Annotated in this window: 15 protein-coding genes and 3 tRNA genes; 6 read left to right on the plus strand and 12 right to left on the minus strand. The window is 39.0% G+C overall.

What is annotated here, in order from left to right:
• Positions 1-40: 40 nt before the first annotated feature.
• The 4 genes from HCCG_RS04765 to HCCG_RS04780 all read right to left on the minus strand — a co-directional run bounded on the left by HCCG_RS04765 (position 41) and on the right by HCCG_RS04780 (position 2,373).
• Positions 41-1,915, minus strand: a complete 1,875-nt coding sequence (locus tag HCCG_RS04765) for a glycosyltransferase (RefSeq protein ID WP_230197926.1) — start codon at positions 1,913-1,915, stop codon at positions 41-43.
• Between the two features lie 100 nt (positions 1,916-2,015).
• Positions 2,016-2,092: transfer RNA gene (locus HCCG_RS04770), tRNA-Arg, on the minus strand.
• A 63-nt stretch (positions 2,093-2,155) separates the two neighbouring features.
• Positions 2,156-2,232, minus strand: a tRNA-Met gene (locus tag HCCG_RS04775).
• 66 nt (positions 2,233-2,298) lie between these two features.
• A tRNA-Gln gene (locus HCCG_RS04780) sits at positions 2,299-2,373 on the minus strand.
• Between the two features lie 244 nt (positions 2,374-2,617).
• On the opposite strand from HCCG_RS04780, the gene HCCG_RS04785 reads away from it, so the two are divergent.
• The 6 genes from HCCG_RS04785 (at position 2,618) to glf (ending at position 9,194) form a co-directional block, all read left to right on the plus strand.
• A complete protein-coding gene (locus HCCG_RS04785; RefSeq protein WP_002956305.1) occupies positions 2,618-3,055 on the plus strand; it encodes a Dps family protein in 438 nt (145 codons plus the stop codon).
• A gap of 146 nt (positions 3,056-3,201) precedes the next feature.
• Positions 3,202-4,257 (plus strand): bifunctional 3,4-dihydroxy-2-butanone 4-phosphate synthase/GTP cyclohydrolase II, encoded by a 1,056-nt coding sequence (locus tag HCCG_RS04790; RefSeq protein ID WP_002956306.1) that lies wholly within the window; start codon positions 3,202-3,204, stop codon positions 4,255-4,257.
• Between the two features lie 350 nt (positions 4,258-4,607).
• A complete protein-coding gene (locus HCCG_RS04800; protein ID WP_034548134.1) occupies positions 4,608-5,525 on the plus strand; it encodes a DUF4422 domain-containing protein in 918 nt (305 codons plus the stop codon).
• A gap of 12 nt (positions 5,526-5,537) precedes the next feature.
• Positions 5,538-6,980: an O-antigen ligase family protein gene (locus HCCG_RS04805; protein WP_002956309.1), complete on the plus strand. Its 1,443-nt coding sequence runs from the start codon at positions 5,538-5,540 to the stop codon at positions 6,978-6,980.
• Positions 6,970-8,073, plus strand: coding sequence for a glycosyltransferase family 2 protein (locus HCCG_RS04810; RefSeq protein WP_034548136.1), 1,104 nt, complete (start codon positions 6,970-6,972; stop codon positions 8,071-8,073). Before HCCG_RS04805 ends, HCCG_RS04810 begins: the two co-directional genes overlap by 11 nt.
• A gap of 23 nt (positions 8,074-8,096) precedes the next feature.
• Positions 8,097-9,194: a UDP-galactopyranose mutase gene (glf, locus tag HCCG_RS04815; RefSeq protein WP_002956311.1), complete on the plus strand. Its 1,098-nt coding sequence runs from the start codon at positions 8,097-8,099 to the stop codon at positions 9,192-9,194.
• Positions 9,195-9,283: 89 nt separating this feature from the next.
• Here the strand turns inward: glf and HCCG_RS04820 are convergent, their stop codons facing one another.
• The 8 genes from HCCG_RS04820 to nuoI are packed head-to-tail and all read right to left on the minus strand — an operon-like array spanning position 9,284 to position 18,936.
• Complete coding sequence (locus HCCG_RS04820) at positions 9,284-10,084, minus strand: HesA/MoeB/ThiF family protein (protein ID WP_002956313.1); 801 nt, start codon at positions 10,082-10,084, stop codon at positions 9,284-9,286.
• A 3-nt stretch (positions 10,085-10,087) separates the two neighbouring features.
• Positions 10,088-12,448, minus strand: coding sequence for a DUF7494 domain-containing protein (locus tag HCCG_RS04825; protein ID WP_002956314.1), 2,361 nt, complete (start codon positions 12,446-12,448; stop codon positions 10,088-10,090).
• A gap of 38 nt (positions 12,449-12,486) precedes the next feature.
• Positions 12,487-13,950 (minus strand): NADH-quinone oxidoreductase subunit NuoN, encoded by a 1,464-nt coding sequence (gene nuoN / locus HCCG_RS04830; RefSeq protein ID WP_002956315.1) that lies wholly within the window; start codon positions 13,948-13,950, stop codon positions 12,487-12,489.
• A gap of 1 nt (position 13,951) precedes the next feature.
• Positions 13,952-15,538: an NADH-quinone oxidoreductase subunit M gene (locus HCCG_RS04835; RefSeq protein WP_002956316.1), complete on the minus strand. Its 1,587-nt coding sequence runs from the start codon at positions 15,536-15,538 to the stop codon at positions 13,952-13,954.
• Between the two features lie 5 nt (positions 15,539-15,543).
• Complete coding sequence (gene nuoL / locus HCCG_RS04840; RefSeq protein WP_002956317.1) at positions 15,544-17,415, minus strand: NADH-quinone oxidoreductase subunit L; 1,872 nt, start codon at positions 17,413-17,415, stop codon at positions 15,544-15,546.
• 3 nt (positions 17,416-17,418) lie between these two features.
• Entirely contained in the window at positions 17,419-17,721 is a 303-nt protein-coding gene (nuoK, locus tag HCCG_RS04845; protein ID WP_002956318.1) for an NADH-quinone oxidoreductase subunit NuoK, read from the minus strand.
• A complete protein-coding gene (locus HCCG_RS04850) occupies positions 17,718-18,239 on the minus strand; it encodes an NADH-quinone oxidoreductase subunit J (RefSeq protein WP_002956319.1) in 522 nt (173 codons plus the stop codon). The genes nuoK and HCCG_RS04850 overlap by 4 nt, the downstream gene beginning before the upstream one ends.
• Positions 18,232-18,936: an NADH-quinone oxidoreductase subunit NuoI gene (gene nuoI / locus HCCG_RS04855; RefSeq protein WP_002956320.1), complete on the minus strand. Its 705-nt coding sequence runs from the start codon at positions 18,934-18,936 to the stop codon at positions 18,232-18,234. The genes HCCG_RS04850 and nuoI overlap by 8 nt, the downstream gene beginning before the upstream one ends.
• Positions 18,937-18,940: the final 4 nt, after the last annotated feature.

An 18,940-nucleotide genomic window follows, 5' to 3' on the forward strand; every position in this document is an offset into this window, starting at 1 on the left:
TGTTGAGAATTGCGGTGTGCTTGAGAGAGTGGGATAACTTTTAAGAATCTATGATTGCTCCCCCCCCCGCTAGAAATTTATAAGTATCAATGTATGTATTTGCTATGTTTGTAGATTCAAATCTAAAGGCGGATTCTCTGGCATTTTGGGCAAGTGTGGCGTAGGCTTTTGCATCTTGGGCTAAAATCCACTTTATCCCTTGTGCCAAATCGCTTGGGTTTGTAGCGAGATAGCCATTGTACTTATGGGTAATCATATCGCCATTGCCGCCGATGTCAAAGGCTACTACCGGTGTGCCACAAGCTAGAGATTCCATAATGACATTGCTTAGATTTTCTGCCAAGCTTGGAGCGACAAATATATCACAAGCATTAAAGGCAAAGCTCAGGGCGTAGTCATCGTGGAGAAAGCCTAGTGCGTGAGCTTCAATCCCTTGAATCTGTGGGGCATACCCACCAAAGACAAGCAGCTCACATTGACTTTTAAGATGTTGCGGGAGGCTTTCTAATGCGGCTTTTAGCTCATTAAAGCCTTTTCTTTCAACGTTAGCCCCACCAATCGCACCAAAGCCGATATAAAAAGTAGGCTGTGTAAAAATATGGGGGAATAGTGCGTGTAGGGTGTGCTTGGCAATGGAGATAAGCCAAGTTTTATCTACTGCCCCCCCCCCAGCTAATTGTGCGTAAGCATTGATATAAGCATTGGCGACTTTTGACGATTCAAAAGCTTTTATCGCAGAAGAGCGGGCGTTTTTTGAAAGGTTTTCATATATTGCACTTTCACAGCTTAAAATCCACTCCATACCCTTTGCTAAATCGTTTGTGTCATAACACTTAGCCAAATAGCCATTGTGTTTATGCGTGATAATATCTTTTAGTCCGCTTGTATCAAATGCTACCACCGGTGTGCCACAGCTCAAAGCTTCAAGGGCAGTTTGCCCAAAGGATTCTACATAGCTTGGCATAATAAACACATCACTTGCACTATAAAGCAGAGCTAGGGCAATATCATCGTGCAATGCACCTAAAAAATGCGTAGGCATATCGTGTAAAACTTCGCCTTCACTAGAGCCAAAGACAAGCAGCTCACATTGACTTTTAAGATGTTGCGGGAGACTTTCTAATGCGTCTTTTAGCTCATTAAAGCCTTTGCGTGGCGTTGAAGTAGCCCCTATGGCACCAAAACTAATCATCTTTTTTGGTGTATGGATACGCAGCATTTCTCGTGCTAGGGATTTTTGTATCGGGCGATAAATGCGTGTGTCAATGGGATTTGGGAGATTGATGATGGGCTTAGAGCCTAAGAGGGCAGAATCTTTCGCGCTTTGTGCTATCCAGCGAGATAAGCCATTGATGGTAAGATTATTGAGTTTGGCATAGGTTTTTGCTTTACGCTTAAATGTCCAAAAGCTTAGGTCAAAGGGAAGGGCAGATTGTAACAAGGGGCAGCTTTTACAACGAGTGCCAACCCCTACACAGGCGGCTGCCACTATGTGGCAGCCGCCTGTGTAGGGGTTGGCATCGTGTAAGCTCCATAGCATTGGGGCTTGTATGGATTGTAAATCTTTGGTGCTAAAAAAGCCATTTTCCACCCAGTGTAAATGCACGATGTCTGGCTTTAGGGCATTTATCGTTGAGATAAGCAGATGATTGCTTGGGGTAAAAATGGGGATATTAGGCGAGAATAAGTCTTTTACTCGTTTTGGGTAAGCCATAAGTGGAAGCTGGGAGAGAAAAGGGCGGATTTTAGCGACAAGCTTTTGGAACTTTGTTTGGGCTAGTTGCTGCACTTGTGGTGTGTCGGTGGTTTTGTTTTGCGTGATGATGATAGAATCTACCCCCGCTTCTAGCAGGGCTTTATGCAGTCTTATACAAGCCCTGCCCGCCCCACCATTATCTTGACTCACAAGATGCACGATTCTCAATACAGCCCTCCAAAAGCAAAGTTTAGTTTCAATTCTAAGTAAAATTGCATTAAACAACAAATTCTACATTTTCTTTATAGTTTTTTTGAAGTGGTACGCCCAAGAGGATTCGAACCTCTGACCTACGGCTTAGAAGGCCGTTGCTCTATCCAGCTGAGCTATGAGCGCATATCTAAATTTGCCATCAAGATTCTATGTTGTAAAACACAAATTTAAAGACTTAAAACAAATTGGTTGCGGGAGAGGGATTTGAACCCCCGACCTTTGGGTTATGAGCCCAACGAGCTACCGGACTGCTCTATCCCGCGTCAAACTAACACTACATTTTACAAAAAGTGCTAGAAAATTGTAAAAAACATGTGAGTTCAAAGAAGTGGCTGGGGTAAAAGGATTCGAACCTCTGAATGCCTGGACCAAAACCAGGTGCCTTACCGCTTGGCGATACCCCAATGAAAAACGAGACGCAATTCTAGCGAGTTTGCTACGATTTGTCAAGGGAATCAAGTCGCCAAAGCCAAAATTGTGTGGAGATATTTTATAAGACTCCAAGGCAAGATAGAAACTTAGTTTGATATTTACCATAAGTTGCTCCATATATTTTACAATGGGCACCATTCCTTTAAAAAATGTAGTAATGTATAGTGTGATAAAGCTACATCAAATAAAGGAAAATTCAATTTCAAAGGAAATAAGATGAGTAAAGTTGTAGAACTTTTAAAACAGATTCAGGCGGACGCATCAGTGTTTTATGTCAAGGTGCATAATTTTCACTGGAATGTGAAGGGTATGGACTTTTACCCTACGCATAAGGCAACACAGGAGATTTATGAGCAGTTTGCTGATGTTTTTGATGATGTGGCAGAGCGTGTGTTGCAGCTTGGTGAAATGCCTTATGTAACGCTTGCAGATATGCTAAAAGCAGCAAAAATTAAAGAAGAGAGTAAAACAAGCTTTTGCTCTAAAGAGATTGCTCAAGCGGTTTTAGCTGATTATGAGTATTTTCTCAAACTCTTTACCGAGCTTTCAGCCCAAGCAGACAGCCAAGGAGATAAGGTCAGTGCGGCGTATGCTGATGATAAGGTAGGAGAGCTACAAAAAGCGATTTGGATGCTAAAATCTCAACTCGCATAAGATTTTAATTCCCTAGAATCTGCCTTTGTGGTTCTAGGGCAAATTAGCTTTTAAAGAATACAAACTCTAGCTTTCATTATATCCGGCAATTTATTTTATTTTTATACAATCACAGCATTTTAAGATTCAAAAACCAAGGATAGCCAATGTATCAAATGCGTATGAAAGACGCCATAGAGGCGATTAAAAAAGGTGAGATGATTATCATAATGGACGATGAAGACAGAGAAAATGAAGGTGATTTGGTAATGGCTGGAATCTTCTCAACCCCGGAGAAAATCAATTTTATGGCACAAGAAGCAAGGGGACTAATCTGCGTATCTATCACGCAAGAATTAGCCCATAAGCTAGACCTGCCCCCAATGGTAAAAAGAAATGATAGCAACCACGAAACCGCCTTTACCATATCCATTGACGCCAAGGAGGCAAAGACGGGGATTTCTGCGTATGAGAGAGATTTAACAATCCGTCTTATGTGCGATAGTAACGCAAAGCCAAGCGATTTTGTGCGTCCGGGGCATATTTTCCCACTCATTGCTAAGAGTGGCGGCACACTTATCCGCACAGGGCATACAGAGGCGAGTGTAGATATTTGCCGCCTAGCTGGGCTTGCTCCAATAAGCGTAATATGTGAGATTATGAAAAAAGATGGCACGATGGCAGGACGGGGGGATAAATTCCTGCTTGATTTTGCTAAGATTCACAACCTAAAGATTCTCTATGTCAGCGACATCATTCAATACCGCTTAAATTTTGAGAATCTCGTGCGTGAAACTTCGCGTGAAAAGGCGGTGTTTATGGCACAAGAGTGTGAGAAAATCACATTTTTAGATCATTTGCAAAATTGCCATATCGCCTTTAGCTTTAGCCCACAGGCTACAATGCCGCTCATTAGATTTCACAATACAAGTAGTGATATTGCTCTTTTGACAGATTCTAGTGAATGGCAAGCCCTGCAAAAAAGTATAGAGTTGCTATCCCAGCAAGGTGGCTATCTTGTATGCCTTAATAGTGAGAATATGGCAAATAGTGGGAATATTGCAAAAAATTGTGGCGATATTAAAGACTTTGGAATTGGCGCACAGATTCTAAAATCACTTGGTGTGAAGGATTTTGTATTGTTAAGCTCCAATTATGCAAATAAAAGCTATAATGCCTTAAGCGGTTTTGATTTGCATTTGCAAGCAACTATTGAAGTGTAGGAGAACGATATGTTGAAAAAAATGTGCGGGGGGGGGGGGCAACCTTATAGCTTAGAATCTAGTAGCTTCATTCAAACTTCGCTTTTTCACACTTATATTCAAAATATACAAACTCAATTCGTCAAGCAAGGCTCAAAAAATATAATATTTTCCCTCTTTTTCTACTTGCTAGAGCCCAGAACTTGCCAAGAACTTTCATTTATCAAAAAGTCATCAGTTTCTAAAAATTATGGACAAAAACATACATTCACTTTTGTTTTGTCTTCTCATTCTATTTATCTTCCCTTGTTTCTTTTTAGGTTGTTGTGGCTTTCATATATATATGAAAAATGGTAGAAGGGAGAATGTGTATGAAGTGTCAAATACTTGTGTGTTACCACAAGCCAAGCATTATTGTTGCCAATGAATGTTTGCAGCCTATTTTGGTTGGGGCATCAAATGCAAAAGAAGAGAATGTGAGTGAGCTAGAAAATCTGTGTAGGCAGGCTGGGGTAAGTTTATGGCGTGATGATAGTGGAGAGCATATCTCTTGGCTTAACCCTCACTTTTGTGAGCTTACAGCGATGTATTGGGCTTGGAAGAATTTAGATTGTGATTATTATGGATTGTTTCATTATAGGAGGATTTTTGACTTCAAAGATTCTTTTGCTTTGGAAATGCCAAGAAAAGAGAGTATCAATCATAAAACAAATATTATGGACAAGTATCATCTAGATTCTCAAAACATTGTAGAGGCTTGCAGAGACTGTGATATTCTCCTGCCAAAAAAAGTTATTGATCACGGACAGAGAAAAAGAGCGGAGGATTTGTCGCTGTATGAGTTATATGATACTGTCCATCATATACAAGATTTGAATGTTTGTTTGGAGTATATTGCCTTGAAGTATCCTCAAATGTATGCAACTGCCCTGCAAACAATCCACCACAAGCCTCTGTATTGGCATATTGCAAATATGTGTATTATGAAGAAGCAATTGTATTTTGAGTATTGCCAGTGGGTTTTTGATATTTTATTCGGGGTGCAAGATAGGATTCCTTATTACTCTTATGATAGCTATCAGGCAAGAGTTTTCGGCTTTTTGTCTGAGCGACTTTTGAATATATGGATAGAGCATAAGAAGCAAACACAATCAAGTCTAGTTATTAAAGAGTTGCCATTGGTATTATTTAGATTGAAGTCTAAGAAAAAATGGCTAGGCTGGGTGCAAGATGGCAATGTAAGGCGGTTTTTTGTTTGTAAGATTAGGATTTTGAAAAAGCGATTGTAAGAGAGGTTTGGTGTGGGTAGAAGATTAGAGAATCTTAGACAATTATATATGTATGACACGCATTCTTTCACAAAGGCTATAAGTTTTATCTGCTGTATGCTTGTAGCTATAGCTATCGCACTTCTGCCTTTTAGCTATGGTGTTGTTTCTATTAGGATTCCAATTAATCTTTTATACACTGCTCTTATACTGCTTGTTGTGCTGTGCCATAGGCAGTTTGAGTTTGTAGATATAAAAAATATGGCTTTTCCTTTGATTTGCTATGCTGTTGTAGTGTGTATGGCATTTATTTCACTCGTGTTTGCAGCTGATAGTAGCTCAACCTTTCGTGCCATACGGCAGTATTTGCTGGAGCCATTGCTTTTTATGTTTTTGGCATATTATGTGGTAAAAGGGCTTGGCAGAAAAGGACTTGTCTATTTCTTTTGTGCTGTTGTTTTGGCGTTGTGCTATCATCCTATCATAACCATCTATGACTTTTTGTCTCATAATGGAAGTTTTGGTTATTATCGTGCTATGCTGCCTACTTACTACGCTCCAGCTACGGTGTATGTATTTTATCTCATTGTATGTTTTAGTTTTGTGTTTGGTATCTTTTTGTTATCAAGAGATGTGTTAAAAATTGCATCTTTTATATTCGGCATAGTATGTATTTTTGCTTTTTTATGCAATGGCGGACGCTTTGCTCTTTTGGCGTGTATGGCTATATGTTTTACTCCTTTTGTGCTGTGTCAATATAGAAAAAAAGCAAGAGTTTTATTTGGTGTGAGTTTGTTTTGTGTAGTTGCTGTATGTGGTGTATATGAGCTTAGTCAATCTTGGCATCAAAGATTCAATTTACATAATATAGCACAAAATTTTCATCAAGTATGGAGTAGTAATCCTGCTGAGATGGGTAAGTTTAGCAATGCTTGTAGCAACAAATGGCTTATGTGTTCTACGCATTCTATGGATACAAATTCATCTATTAAGATAGAGGAGTCAAGCCTTATTAGAATCTCTATGCTAAAATCCACACTTCTTGCCATAGCAGATAATCCTTGGCGTCCAAATGGGTATCATTTCCAGCAGTTTCCTTATAATATCCAAAATATATTTGCCATTGATTCTCCTAAACATCCCTTTTCACTCACAAAGATTGATGATAATAGACTTATATCAGCCCACGCACACAATCATAATTATATTGTTTCTATATGGTTTGAGCTTGGAGCGATTGGTTTTGGTGCGAGTATGCTCTTTTTTGCTTATTTTATTTGGAGTGGATATAGGGAAAAGATTAGATGTAGTATATATGGCAAAGGAGATATAAGAGATATATTTATGTTGAGCGTGAGTATTATGCTCGTAGCTTTATTTGTAAGTAATTTGTTTGATTGTATCCCTATACGAGATGGAACTCTTGTGCTGTTTATATTGCTTGGTGCATTTATGGGAGCAAGATATGCAAGATAGGGTGCTTGTATCTGTGATTGTTCCTTTTTACAATGCTGCTGCTTACTTGGAAGAGTGTTTAGATTCTATCTTGGGGCAGAGCTATGAGAGGCTTGAGATTATTCTTATTGATGATGGGAGCGAAGATACGAGCACAGAGATAGCTCAAAGATATGCTGCAAAAGACGATAGAGTTTGCCTTATCAGGCAGGAGAATATGGGAGCTGGTGCAGCTAGAAACAAGGGTTTGGAATCTGCTTCTGGCGAGTATGTTTTGTTTTTTGATTCTGATGACTATATGAGTGAGGAGGCAATATATAGTCTTGTGGATAGAGCCAAAGAGATAAACGCACAAATTGTCATTGGTAGAAGCAGGGAATATAGGCTAAAGGATAGTACTTTTGTGGATATGGATTGGGCGTTGCGATTTGATCTTTTGCCTACAAAGCCTGTATTTAATTATAAGGATATGGGGGATCATATTTTTGGGTTTTGCGTTGGCTGGGCGTGGGATAAACTCTATAAAAGAGATTTTATTATGAGCTGTGGATTGAGGTTTCAAGAGATTAGATCAAGCAATGACTTGTATTTTGTCTTTTCTTCACTCGTAGAGGCAGATTCTATCAGTGTTGTGGATAGGGTGCTGTTTTGTCATCGTACACAAAATCCTTATTCTATTGAAAATAGCAGAGATAAAGTGCCACTTATATTTTTTGAGGCTTTGTATGCTTGGCGTTTGAGGCTTATTCACAATGGCACTTTTGAAAGGGTGGAAAGAAGTTTTGTGAATTGGAGCTTGAATTTTTGTTTGTGGCATTTGCAGACATTGGGCGATAAGGCTCATTTGCAGGTGTATAAAGCACTCAAAAAAGAGTTAAAAAACTTAGGGATTGCAAAAAAGCCAGAAACATACTTTTTGCAAATAGAAGATTACAATAAGATGCGTTATATTTTATCTATCCCGCTTATGCTTCACAAAAAATGCAATCCTTCTAGAATCTTAAGTTTTAAAAAGTTGCTATGTCATATTCATCGTGCGCGGGGGGGGGGGGTAAAAGTAGTCTTATTACATTATTTGGTTTTGTTGTGTATCGCAAAGATTAGGAGGGGGTAAGAATATGAGAAAAAGGAGAAAAAATGTTGTATCAAAATGTAATTGTAGGGGCAGGGTTAGCAGGGCTAACATTAGCAGAGAGATTGGCAAATATAAAGGGCGAACAAGTCTTGATTATTGATAGTAGGGAACATATAGGCGGAAATGTGTATGATTATGATGAAAATGGCATTTTGGTGCATAAATATGGCACACATATCTTTCATACAAATGATAAGGGAGTGTGGGATTATCTTAATCAGTTTAGTAGATTCTATCCTTATATACACAAGGTACAAGCTCTTGTAGATGGGGAGCTTGTGCCCGTGCCTTTTAATCTTAACTCCCTTTATATGCTATTCCCTATCTCTATGGCACAGGAGCTAGAATCTATACTTTTAAAACATTACACCTATGGGAGTAAAGTCTCAATGCTAGAGATTCAAAATACCCCAGAACTTAGCTTTTTAAGTCAATATATCTATGAAAAGATTTTTTTACACTATACGCTTAAGCAATGGCAGTGTAAGCCAAATGAGCTAGATTCTAGCGTGTTTGAGCGTGTGCCTATCAGTATCAGTAAGGACGATAGGTATTTTTATGATAAGTATCAAGGGATACCTATGCAGGGCTATACAAAAATGTGTGAAAATATGATTGATAATAAAAATATCAGTGTAAGGCTTAATACAAAATGGCAAAAAGTAAGGGAGGATATACAATATGAGCGTTTGTTTTTTTGTGGAGCAATTGATGAATTTTTTGACTATGAGCTTGGGGAGCTACCTTATAGAAGCCTAGAGTTTGAATTTATGCGTTTTGAGAAAGAGTATTTTCAAAGTAACGCTGTGGTAAATTACCCAAATAACTATGATTATACACGCATAGGTGAGTATAAATATTTTTTAGATACAAAAAGCAAACATAGCATTGTGAGTTTTGAGTATCCAAAAGCATATTCTCAAGGAGATGAGCGTTATTATCCTATACCTAATCAAGCAGCTCAAGTGTTGTATCAGTCTTATAAGGCAATGGCAGAGAAACTTAAAAATGTATATTTTGTAGGGCGACTTGGGGAATATCGCTACTATGATATGGATAAGGTTGTGTCTCGTGCACTCACACTTTTTGATGAGATATGAAGCTTCTAAAAGAGGCGAATAATGCAAGTCTATTTGCAAATGTTTTTCAGTATAATTTTCATTTTTTAGATTCTAATTGCCAAAAATATTTAGAGACTACATTCTTTTTGTGCATAGCTTTGGAGCTGTGTAATACCATTTTCCCCGCAAACGCGACATTGCGGATTTCTTTTTAACCCAACTTTGCGAAAAGCCATAGAGAGTGAATCAAAGCTTAAAAGCTGATTGTAAAGTGGTTCGCCTATGCCTGTAATGATTTTTAGCACTTCTGTGGCTTGAATGCTTCCTAGAATCCCAGCTACCGAGCCAAATACTCCCGCTTCCGCACAGCTTGGCACACTGCCTTGCGGTGGTGGGCTATCAAAAATGCACGCATAGCACGCACTTTCTTTTGGCTTTATGCTCATACTCTGTCCGCTAAATCGCAAAATCCCCCCGTGCGAATAGGGTTTATTGAGTAGCACACACGCATCGTTTATGAGAAATTTACTCGCAAAGTTATCGCACCCATCAACAACAACATCAAATTGAGAGATAATCTCAAGGGCATTATGTGAATCTAGCATAGATAAAAATGGCGTGATAGTTACATCGGGATTCATAGCTTGCAACTTTTTTTGAGCGGATTCTACTTTGGGAGTGCCAAGATCTGCAGTGGAGTGCAATATCTGCCTTTGCAAATTGCTTAAATCTACATTATCAGCATCAATAATGCCTATTTCCCCAACCCCTGCTGCGGCTAGATAATATGCCACAGGGGAGCCTAGCCCCCCAGCCCCCACCACAAGCACTTTAGATTCTAAAATCTTTTCCTGCCCCTTGAATCCACACTCCCTTAAGCTAAAGTGCCTTGCATAGCGTCTTAATTGCTCTTGGCTAAAGTTATACATTGACTAATTGCCTTTAAGAATATTTAGGGCTTGTGCGCATAGGCTTTTCCACGCACCTTCATAGTTGATATTCACGCATTGTTCAAAGGCTGCTTGAGAATCTTGTCCACTTGTTTTTAGCACAGATCCTTTGAGATAGAGAGCCTTTTGTTTATTGTCATCATTTATATCTTTTTGTAAAAGCTTATCCAGCACATTGATGGCTTCATCAAATCGTTGTGTGCGGATATAGCTCTGTGTTAGAGCAAAATCCACATAAGGAGAATCTGCTGTGTCATTTGTGAGATTCTGCAAACGCAGTATATCTTTAGCATAAATTTCAATGTCTAGCTCATCTTTTTGAGATTCTGCGTTTTTTAGTAGGGCAAGATTGACTTGAAGCATTTTTGGATTATCAGCTTGAGTTTCTTTTAAAAACGCATAAGTTTGGAGCATTCCCTCTTTGTCATCAAGGCTTGAAAGGGTATTAAAGAGTGTAAAGCCCACGTCATAATACTGCGTCTTTTTAAGACTTTTAGCCAAAGTGAGTGTATCTCGTCCAGCACGAGCTGTGCTTTTCTCATCGCCAAGCTTGGCAAAATTAAGCGTATCTCTGTAAAGCCACGCAAGTTTTTGCTCTACATCTTTGCTTGATTGTGCCATATTTTGCGAGATTTGTGCGGCTTGTTTATTGAGTGCTAGGGCGTAAAGGCAGTCAAAAAGTGGCATTTTCTCACTCTCTTGCAATGAGGCGTTTGGATATTGTAAATAATAGTTTGAAGCCTGTTTGCAGTCATTGTCTTTTAGACTTTGGTGCAACAAGGCATTATAAGATTCACCAATGATAGGATCATTTTTAAGCATATCTTTTAATGCCAACACTTCTTGGTATTTGCCCTCACCAAAAAGCGTTTGGGCTTTGAGTGAGAGAGCTTTTTCTTGTTCGGGTGAATTGGCGTAATTCCCAATAATATAGTCATATTTTTCGATTTTAGAATCTGCACTTTCATCTTGGGCTAGAGCAAAAAGTAGCTTATCGTCCCTATCTTTAACTTCTTCAGCTTTTGGACGATGCTCAAATTCTTGCAAAAACATCTTATTAATCCTGTGTGCGTCCTGCGTGGCGTTTGCCCCTTGATACCAAAGACTAACATTGTTAAGTAAATCTTCCGCGGAGACATCGTCATTTGGGAGATTGTCATAGAGATATTCCCCAAGTTGTGCGGCAATGAGAAAAAGCTGCTCTTCAGCTATGAATTTTAAAAATTCATAGGATTTTATTGGATATTTTGTAATATAGCTTGGATTGACTTTAAGCATAGTTTCTAGGAGCTTTTGGGCTTGTTCTTTATCGTGATTTTGCAGACGGAATTTACTCCATTCAATGGCTATGGCACTCGCACTATCAAGGTCTTTTGCTTCTTGGTAAGCTTGGGCAAAGAGCTTTGAGGCAACACTAGAATCAGAGCCTGTATTGAAATTTTTTGCTAAAGCCATTTTTGAGAGTGGCATATAGCGAGATTCTGGATATTCGCTTATGGTGCGTTCAAAATAGTATTTTGCCTCATTTGGAATCTTCATATCCGCATAGGCATTGCCAAGATAATATAAGACTTCTGGAACATTAGAATCTGTGGGGTATTTTTTAATCCATTTTATTCCCATATCCACAATCATATCGCTGTTTTCAACAGAATCAAAATGCTCTAATGCCCTTAGGCGATATAGCAGTAAATCTTTGGTAAAAATGGTTTGAGGATAGGCAATGAGCGTTTCATCTATGGCTTTGACTGCTTCAATATGGTTGTGATTGTTAATGAGTGTTTTAATGTGATTGTAGGCTTCAAAGTCCTCACCCTCATCATAATGCAAAGGACCCCTATCTATATCTAAATCTTTAAAAAAAAGCTCTTTGTTTTTTATGATTTTGATGGGAAAGTTTAGCCCTTTTGGCTTTGCCTGATTTGCGTAGTCATTCAAAAAAGGGATTATTTCTTTGTAGCCAATAACTTGCCACGAAGTGCTTAACTTTGGTTGTTCTTTTGTAATGGGGGTTTGTTTTTTTAAATCGCTTGGTGTAGCAAAGAGTTTGATTTTATGCTTTGGCTCCACATAGAGATAGAATCTCCCATCTACCACACGACTCCAAAAGCGGAAAAAAAGTGTCTCTGTCGGGGAAAAACTCGCAATAGGCATTCTATCAAGAGTGCAGACAATATGTGTTACTTCGCCTTGTGTGTCGTGATTTTCTTGGCACTCTAGCGGTTCTTTATGGGCAATATTAAGGACAGAAAAATGCTCTTTTAATTCCTTGCCGTAGTTTATGGTAACATCTAAAGCAAATAAAGGCACACAGCATAATAGCACCACCCATAATATCCGCACTTACACTCCTAAGGTGGCTAACTTTAAGCCACTAGATTCTAATATATTTTAAGATAGTATGAGATAATATCAAGCAAATTTTGGACCATAAACATACAGCCCACACTCATAATCGCACAAATGCCGATAGCAACCTTGTTTGAAAGCTCAAGTGGTGGCTGATAATCCCCAATGCCATTTGAATCTTTAGCAAAAACATATACTACAAGCTTAAGATAATAAAAGCCCGCTATGGTGCTATTTGCCACCATTACCAAAGCTAGGAATATATAATCCGCACTCAAGGCTTCTAAAATCAAATACATCTTACCCCAAAAGACAGAAAATGGCGGGATTCCAGCAAGGGCAAACATAAAGAGACTTAAGAAAATGGCTAGGGTTGGGTTTGTCTTTATCATTCCGCTAAAGCTTTTAAAGGAGTGATTGTATTTAGAATCTGCACTAAGCCATAAGATTCCAAACGCTCCAAGGTTAGCAAAAAGGAATAAAATCCAGTATAAAAAGACAATGCTAAAGGCTTCCTGCGTGCCAATGAGAATAGCAGCTAAAACAAAGCCAGAGTGTGAAATTGAGCTATATGCAAGCATTCTTTTGACATCTTTTTGGGCTAGGGCTATGAGATTTGGTAGGGTTATACTTAGCACCACTAGTGTGTATAGCGTGTATTCCACAAAGGGGCTATGGGATTTTAAGAATATGCTAAATACGCTTATAATTACACTAAAAGCGGCAATCTTTGGCACAATAGAAATAAATGCGGCTAAAAGTGAGTTTGAGCCTTCATATACATCAGGCACCCAAGTATGAAAAGGCACCATAGAGATTTTGAATCCAAAAGTAGCGATTAAAAATGTGAATCCTGCAAAAACAAGGATTGAAGGTTCATAATTATGTTGGAGCAAAAACTTTGCGATACTCACAAGATTCACACTACCCGTTGTAGCATATAAAAGCATCGCACCAAAGGCGTAAAATGCCGTAGCTAAAGCTCCCATAACAAAATATTTGATTGAAGCTTCAAAGGCGACTTGCTTATTATGCAGGGCGATTAAAGCATAGATTGATAAAGAGGCGGTTTCTAAGCCAAGCAGGATAAGGATAAGATTCTGACTTGACACCATAAAGCTAAAGCCAACTAATGCAAATAATAAAAGTGCGTAAAACTCCGCATTTTGTGTCTCATCAAAGGCATTTTGACGCATAAAAAATAGCAGTAGTATAAGCGTGGTGATAAGCATAATAATTTGAGCAAGGAGCGAGATTCCATCTATAAGCAGCATACCAAAAAAGCCCGGGGCAAAAAGCGGATTTGCCTCAAGGATAAGGAAGCCAAGATTGACTATGACAAATAAAAGGGCGATTGTAATGTATAAATCGCGAGATTTGATTTTATTAAACACGCCAACGCCAAGCAGCACAATGCCGCCAAGCAGGGAAATACTCATAGGGATTAGGAGTGATATATTGAGTTGAGTGAGTGAAAAACTCATAGATTCTGGCATTTTATTCTCCTATTCGTGGGATAAATAGCACCCCATCATCATTGAAATCTTGCGGAATGTTACCAAGGGGATATTCTAGCTTTTCTTCGGCATTATCCATTGTATTGTCTGTGGCGGGATTAGTGAGCTGAATCTTTGCGGCAATAACTTGACTAAGTGTCTCTGCACTTGTGCTAATAGGCGTAAGCAGGGGCTTTGGATACACACCTAGCCATATAATTATCACAAGAATGGGGATAAAGACAATTTTTTCTCGTAAGTTTAAATCTTTTAATGTCGTGTATTTTGGCAGAGCAGAGCCAAAAAAGACTTTTCTAAACATTGTAAGCATATAGATTGCTCCCACAAAAAAGCTACTGCCTGCTAGAAAAGCAATGATTGGATTAACTTGAAAAAATCCATATAGGCTTAAAACTTCGCCTACAAAGCCCATTGTGAGTGGTAAAGCAAGAGAGCACATCATCACAATTCCAAATACGCTACTATATTTAGGCATACTATGGGCTAGTCCTTGCACATCTTGTAAATCCTGCGTTTGTGTGCGTGTTTGCAAGACTCCAACAAGCATAAACAACGCCCCCACAACCACGCCGTGAGCCACCATAAAAAACACCGCTCCACTTAAGCCCTCTGTATTAAGTGAGAAGATTCCAAGCACGATAATCCCCATGTGTGAGAGAGAGCTATACGCGAGAAAGGTTTTAAGATTTGTTTGAGCAAGGGCTATAAACGCACCATAAACTACCATAAACACGCAAACAAGCCCAATAAATAAGGAAATATTACTACTCGTAAAAGGAAAAAGTGGCAATACAAGTCGCAAAAGCCCATAAGTCCCCATTTTGCTTAATACCGCAGAGAGTAAAACCGAGCCAACAAGTGGAGCTTGAGTATAGGCGTGTGGTTGCCAAGAGTGAAGCGGAAAAATAGGAATCTTAACTGCCATACCAATAAAGAAAGCCACAAAGAGCCATTTTTGCGTGTCTATATCAAGTGAGATTTGATACCAATCAATAAGATTAAAGCTCCAAGCCCCCATAATAAGAAAATATTGATAAGCAAAATACAAGATTCCAACAAGCATAATTAAAGACGCCCCAAAAGTGTAGAGAAAATATTTGATTGAAGCATAGATTCTTCTCTCTCCGCCCCATACACCGATAATATACAGCACAGGCAAAAGTGAAAGCTCCCAAAAAATATAAAACATCATCACATCAAGTGCGCTAAATACGCCCATTACAATGCTTTCAAGGAATAAAATGGCGATAATAAGCGGTGTCCTTAAATATTTGAAAAAATAGAGTGTAAGGAGCGTGATAAAGGCATTAAGCGTAAGTAAGAAAAGCGAAATACCATCAATCCCCACAAAATAGCTGATATTATAAGAAGAGATAAGTTCATAATGCGTAGATAACTGAATCCCGCCATAATTAACATTAAATTCATTCCATAGCAACACCACAAACAGCAACTCAAGTATGCCAACAAGAATGGCAAAAATACGACTATTTTCACCCTTTAGCACATAAAGCAAGAGTGCTGCAAAGGCTGGAAAAAATATAACAATATTTAAAAGATAATTCATCTATTTTACCTCCACATAAAGTAAATGCCACACGCAAAGAGCATAGCACAAAGCCCAAGGCACATAAGTAGAAGCATACGGGAAAGTGAGCCATTTTGTAGAAGTGAAAGTTTAAGACCTAGAACTCTTATAAGTAATGCTAGAGAATCTACAAATCTATCAATACCCCCAAATTCAACCTTTTGCCACAGAAAGTGAGCGCATTTGTAATAGGGCTTAATGAAAATTATCTCATACAGCTTTGGGATATAGTATTGATTGCTTAGAATCTTATATAAAAAGTTAGATTCCCAAAAGGCTGAAAATCCACCACGAGCATATTTGATAATAGCAAATAGCACACTTAAGCCCACGAGCCCCAAAGTCCCGCCAATCAGCAAGATATGTGTATCGTGTGAAATCTCAAGTGAAAAAGCAGGAAAGGCATTTTTAAGGAAAGATTCAAGCACCCCGCCAAACCCAGCGATAATGGCTAAAATCATCAAAGGCAACATCGCAAGAAGCATATAGGAATACGCCTCGTGGGGATGTTCGTGGTGATTTTGCTTAACAAAAAAGACAAGCATAAGCAACCTAAAGCTGTAAAATGCGGTAAAAATCGCACTTAAGAGTAAAACTATCCAAATAATATTGTTATGAGTGAAGGCAACTTCTAAGATTAAATCCTTTGAAAAGAATCCTGCAAAGGGGTAGATTCCAGCTAGGGCAAGAGAGGCAATAACCATCATAATCATCGTGTAACGCAGACTTTTATGCAGTCCGCCCATTTTTGTAATATCAAGCTTATCATTCATCGCGTGCATAACATTTCCAGCACCTAAGAATAAAAGAGCCTTGAAGAAGGCGTGTGTGATAAGATGAAAAAGTGCTATGGCATACGCTCCAAGCCCAGCAGCTACAAACATATAGCCAAGCTGCGATAGGGTAGAGTAGGCAATAATGCGTTTTAAGTCCTTATTGACAAGTGCCATACTCGCTCCAAAAAACGCCACAAACGCCCCAAGTGAAGCGATGAAAAAGCCAACATCAGCAATCATCTCATACAAAGGAAAGCACCGCACCACGAGATAAACCCCAGCGGTTACCATCGTAGCGGCGTGAATGAGCGCAGAAACCGGTGTGGGTCCCTCCATCGCATCGGCTAGCCAAGTGTGGAAAGGGAATTGTGCGGACTTACCCATAGCTCCTACAAAAAGCAAAGCCCCAATCCACATTAATGTGCTTGTATCAAAGTCATTTGATTTAAGTGCTAGGAATACTTCATCATATTTCAAGCTTTCACAAATATAAAAGATTAAAAATATTCCCATAATTAGGGCAAGATCGGCGATTCTATTCATCACAAAGGCTTCAATGGAGGCAAAATTTGCACTTTTTCTTTCATACCAGAATCCAACGAGTAAGTATGAGCATAGCCCCACACCTTCCCAACCGGCAAAAAGCCCAAGGAAATTATCACTCATTACGAGCAATAGCATTGAAAACACAAAACCGCTTAAGTAGCTAAAATAGCGGTTAAATCCAGAATCTTGCTTCATATAGCCAATGGAATACACAAACACCATAGTAGACACAAGGCTCACAACCAGCATCATACTCGCACTCACACTATCAATCATAAAGCCAAATGAGCTGTAAAAATCCCCCGCTTCAATCCAATCTAAAAAATCAATATGAATCACAATGTTGTTATGATAAATTTCCCAAAAGATAAGAATGGAAGCACATAAAGAACAGAAAAGTAGCAAAGTAGGCACAATCCCAACAAGCAAAATCTTTCTTCTATGCCCTAAAAACGCGGCAAAAACTGCCCCAGCTAGTGGAGCGAAAAGGGCTAGATAAGTAAGCCAAATGAGTGTTTGAGTGTCAAGTCTCATAATTTATCCTTTAAGGCTTTTAAGTGTGTTTATATCAAGTGTATGGTGCTTTTTATACCAAATGACGACAAGCCCAAGCCCCACGGCGATTTCAGCGGCGGCAATGGCAATAATAAAAAGCGCGAAAATCTCTCCATTCAAGTCGTGTAAATACGAGCCAATGGCAACAAAGCCGATATTGACAGCATTTAATAGAATCTCTGTTGAAAAAAACAGCATAAGGATATTTTTTCGCCTTAGGATTCCAAATAGCCCAATGCAAAACAGCAGAGCGGATAAAAGTAGATAGTGATTAAGGCTTATCATTTTTGCTCCTTTTTAACACTTAGAACTATGCCTGCAACCATCGCTACAAGCAACATAAGTGCGGCAAGTTCAAAGGGGATGAGGTATTGCGTGAAAAGCACATAGCCAATTTTTTGAATATTACTCATCTCAGCAAAATCAAGCAAATTTGCTGAATCTGCGATAGTCTCAAGCTGATTGCCAAGTAAAGGCAGCCCAAACATTATTACTAGCACCACGCATATCCCCACACACAGCACAGAGACTACCCATTCATTCTTGCGAGATTCTATAACATCTTTTGAAGTGTCAAAAAACATCATCGCAAACGCATAGAGTGCGATCACAGAGCCACCATACACGACAATTTGCACCGCCCCTATAAACTCCGCCCCAAGTGTAAAAAAGATTCCAGAGATGAAAATCATTCCACCTGCTAGGGCAGTCATCGCATAGATAATACGCGATGAACTCACCACAATAAGAAAGCTGACAATACATAATGTGCTAAAAAGATAAAATGAAATACTCTCAAACATTAGCACTCTCCTTTGGATTATTATCATTTGTTGCACTTTGTGTATCGCTAGGCTTTGTAGAATCTTGCAAGGCTTGTTGTGTATTTTGTGAATCTTGTGTGGATTCTTGTTTTGTAGAGTCTAGCACATAGCTTAAGGGAGTTTTTATCATACGCTCATCGGCATTGTAGGACACAGAGCCAAAGCCACCATATTCTATGAGTGAAGATTGAGATTCTAAAAGTTCAGGTTTGAAGCCAAAATGCGCTCTTTGCACACTTGCATTCTCAAAGCCCTTGCCGTGTATGATAGCAAGTTCGGGGCAGACTTCAGCACATAATCCACAATAAATACAACGCCCAAAGTTGATACTATAATCTAAGATTTTTTTACGCCCATCTTCGCCCCTATCGGTAATAATGCGTATGCAGTTGCTCGTGCAGATTTTTTCACATAGCCCACAGCCGATGCAGCGTTCATTTTCAGATTCTAAAAGTCTTTGTAATTTGTGAATGGCTCTGTATCGTGGGCTTAAGGGATTAGATTCTAATGGGTATTGCACCGTAACATTTGGGGAGAAAAACGCACCAAGTGCGGTTTTTAAGCCACTTAACAAATCAAGGCTAAAGCTTGTTTTGAAAGTGAGTGCAACGCGTGAGAGAAAAAGCTGTTTTTCACGCTTATTACGGGGCGGTAAGATTCTGTATTCTGTTTTCATAGCA

This window comes from Helicobacter cinaedi CCUG 18818 = ATCC BAA-847, assembly GCF_000155475.1.
GTDB classification, from domain to species: domain Bacteria; phylum Campylobacterota; class Campylobacteria; order Campylobacterales; family Helicobacteraceae; genus Helicobacter_C; species Helicobacter_C cinaedi.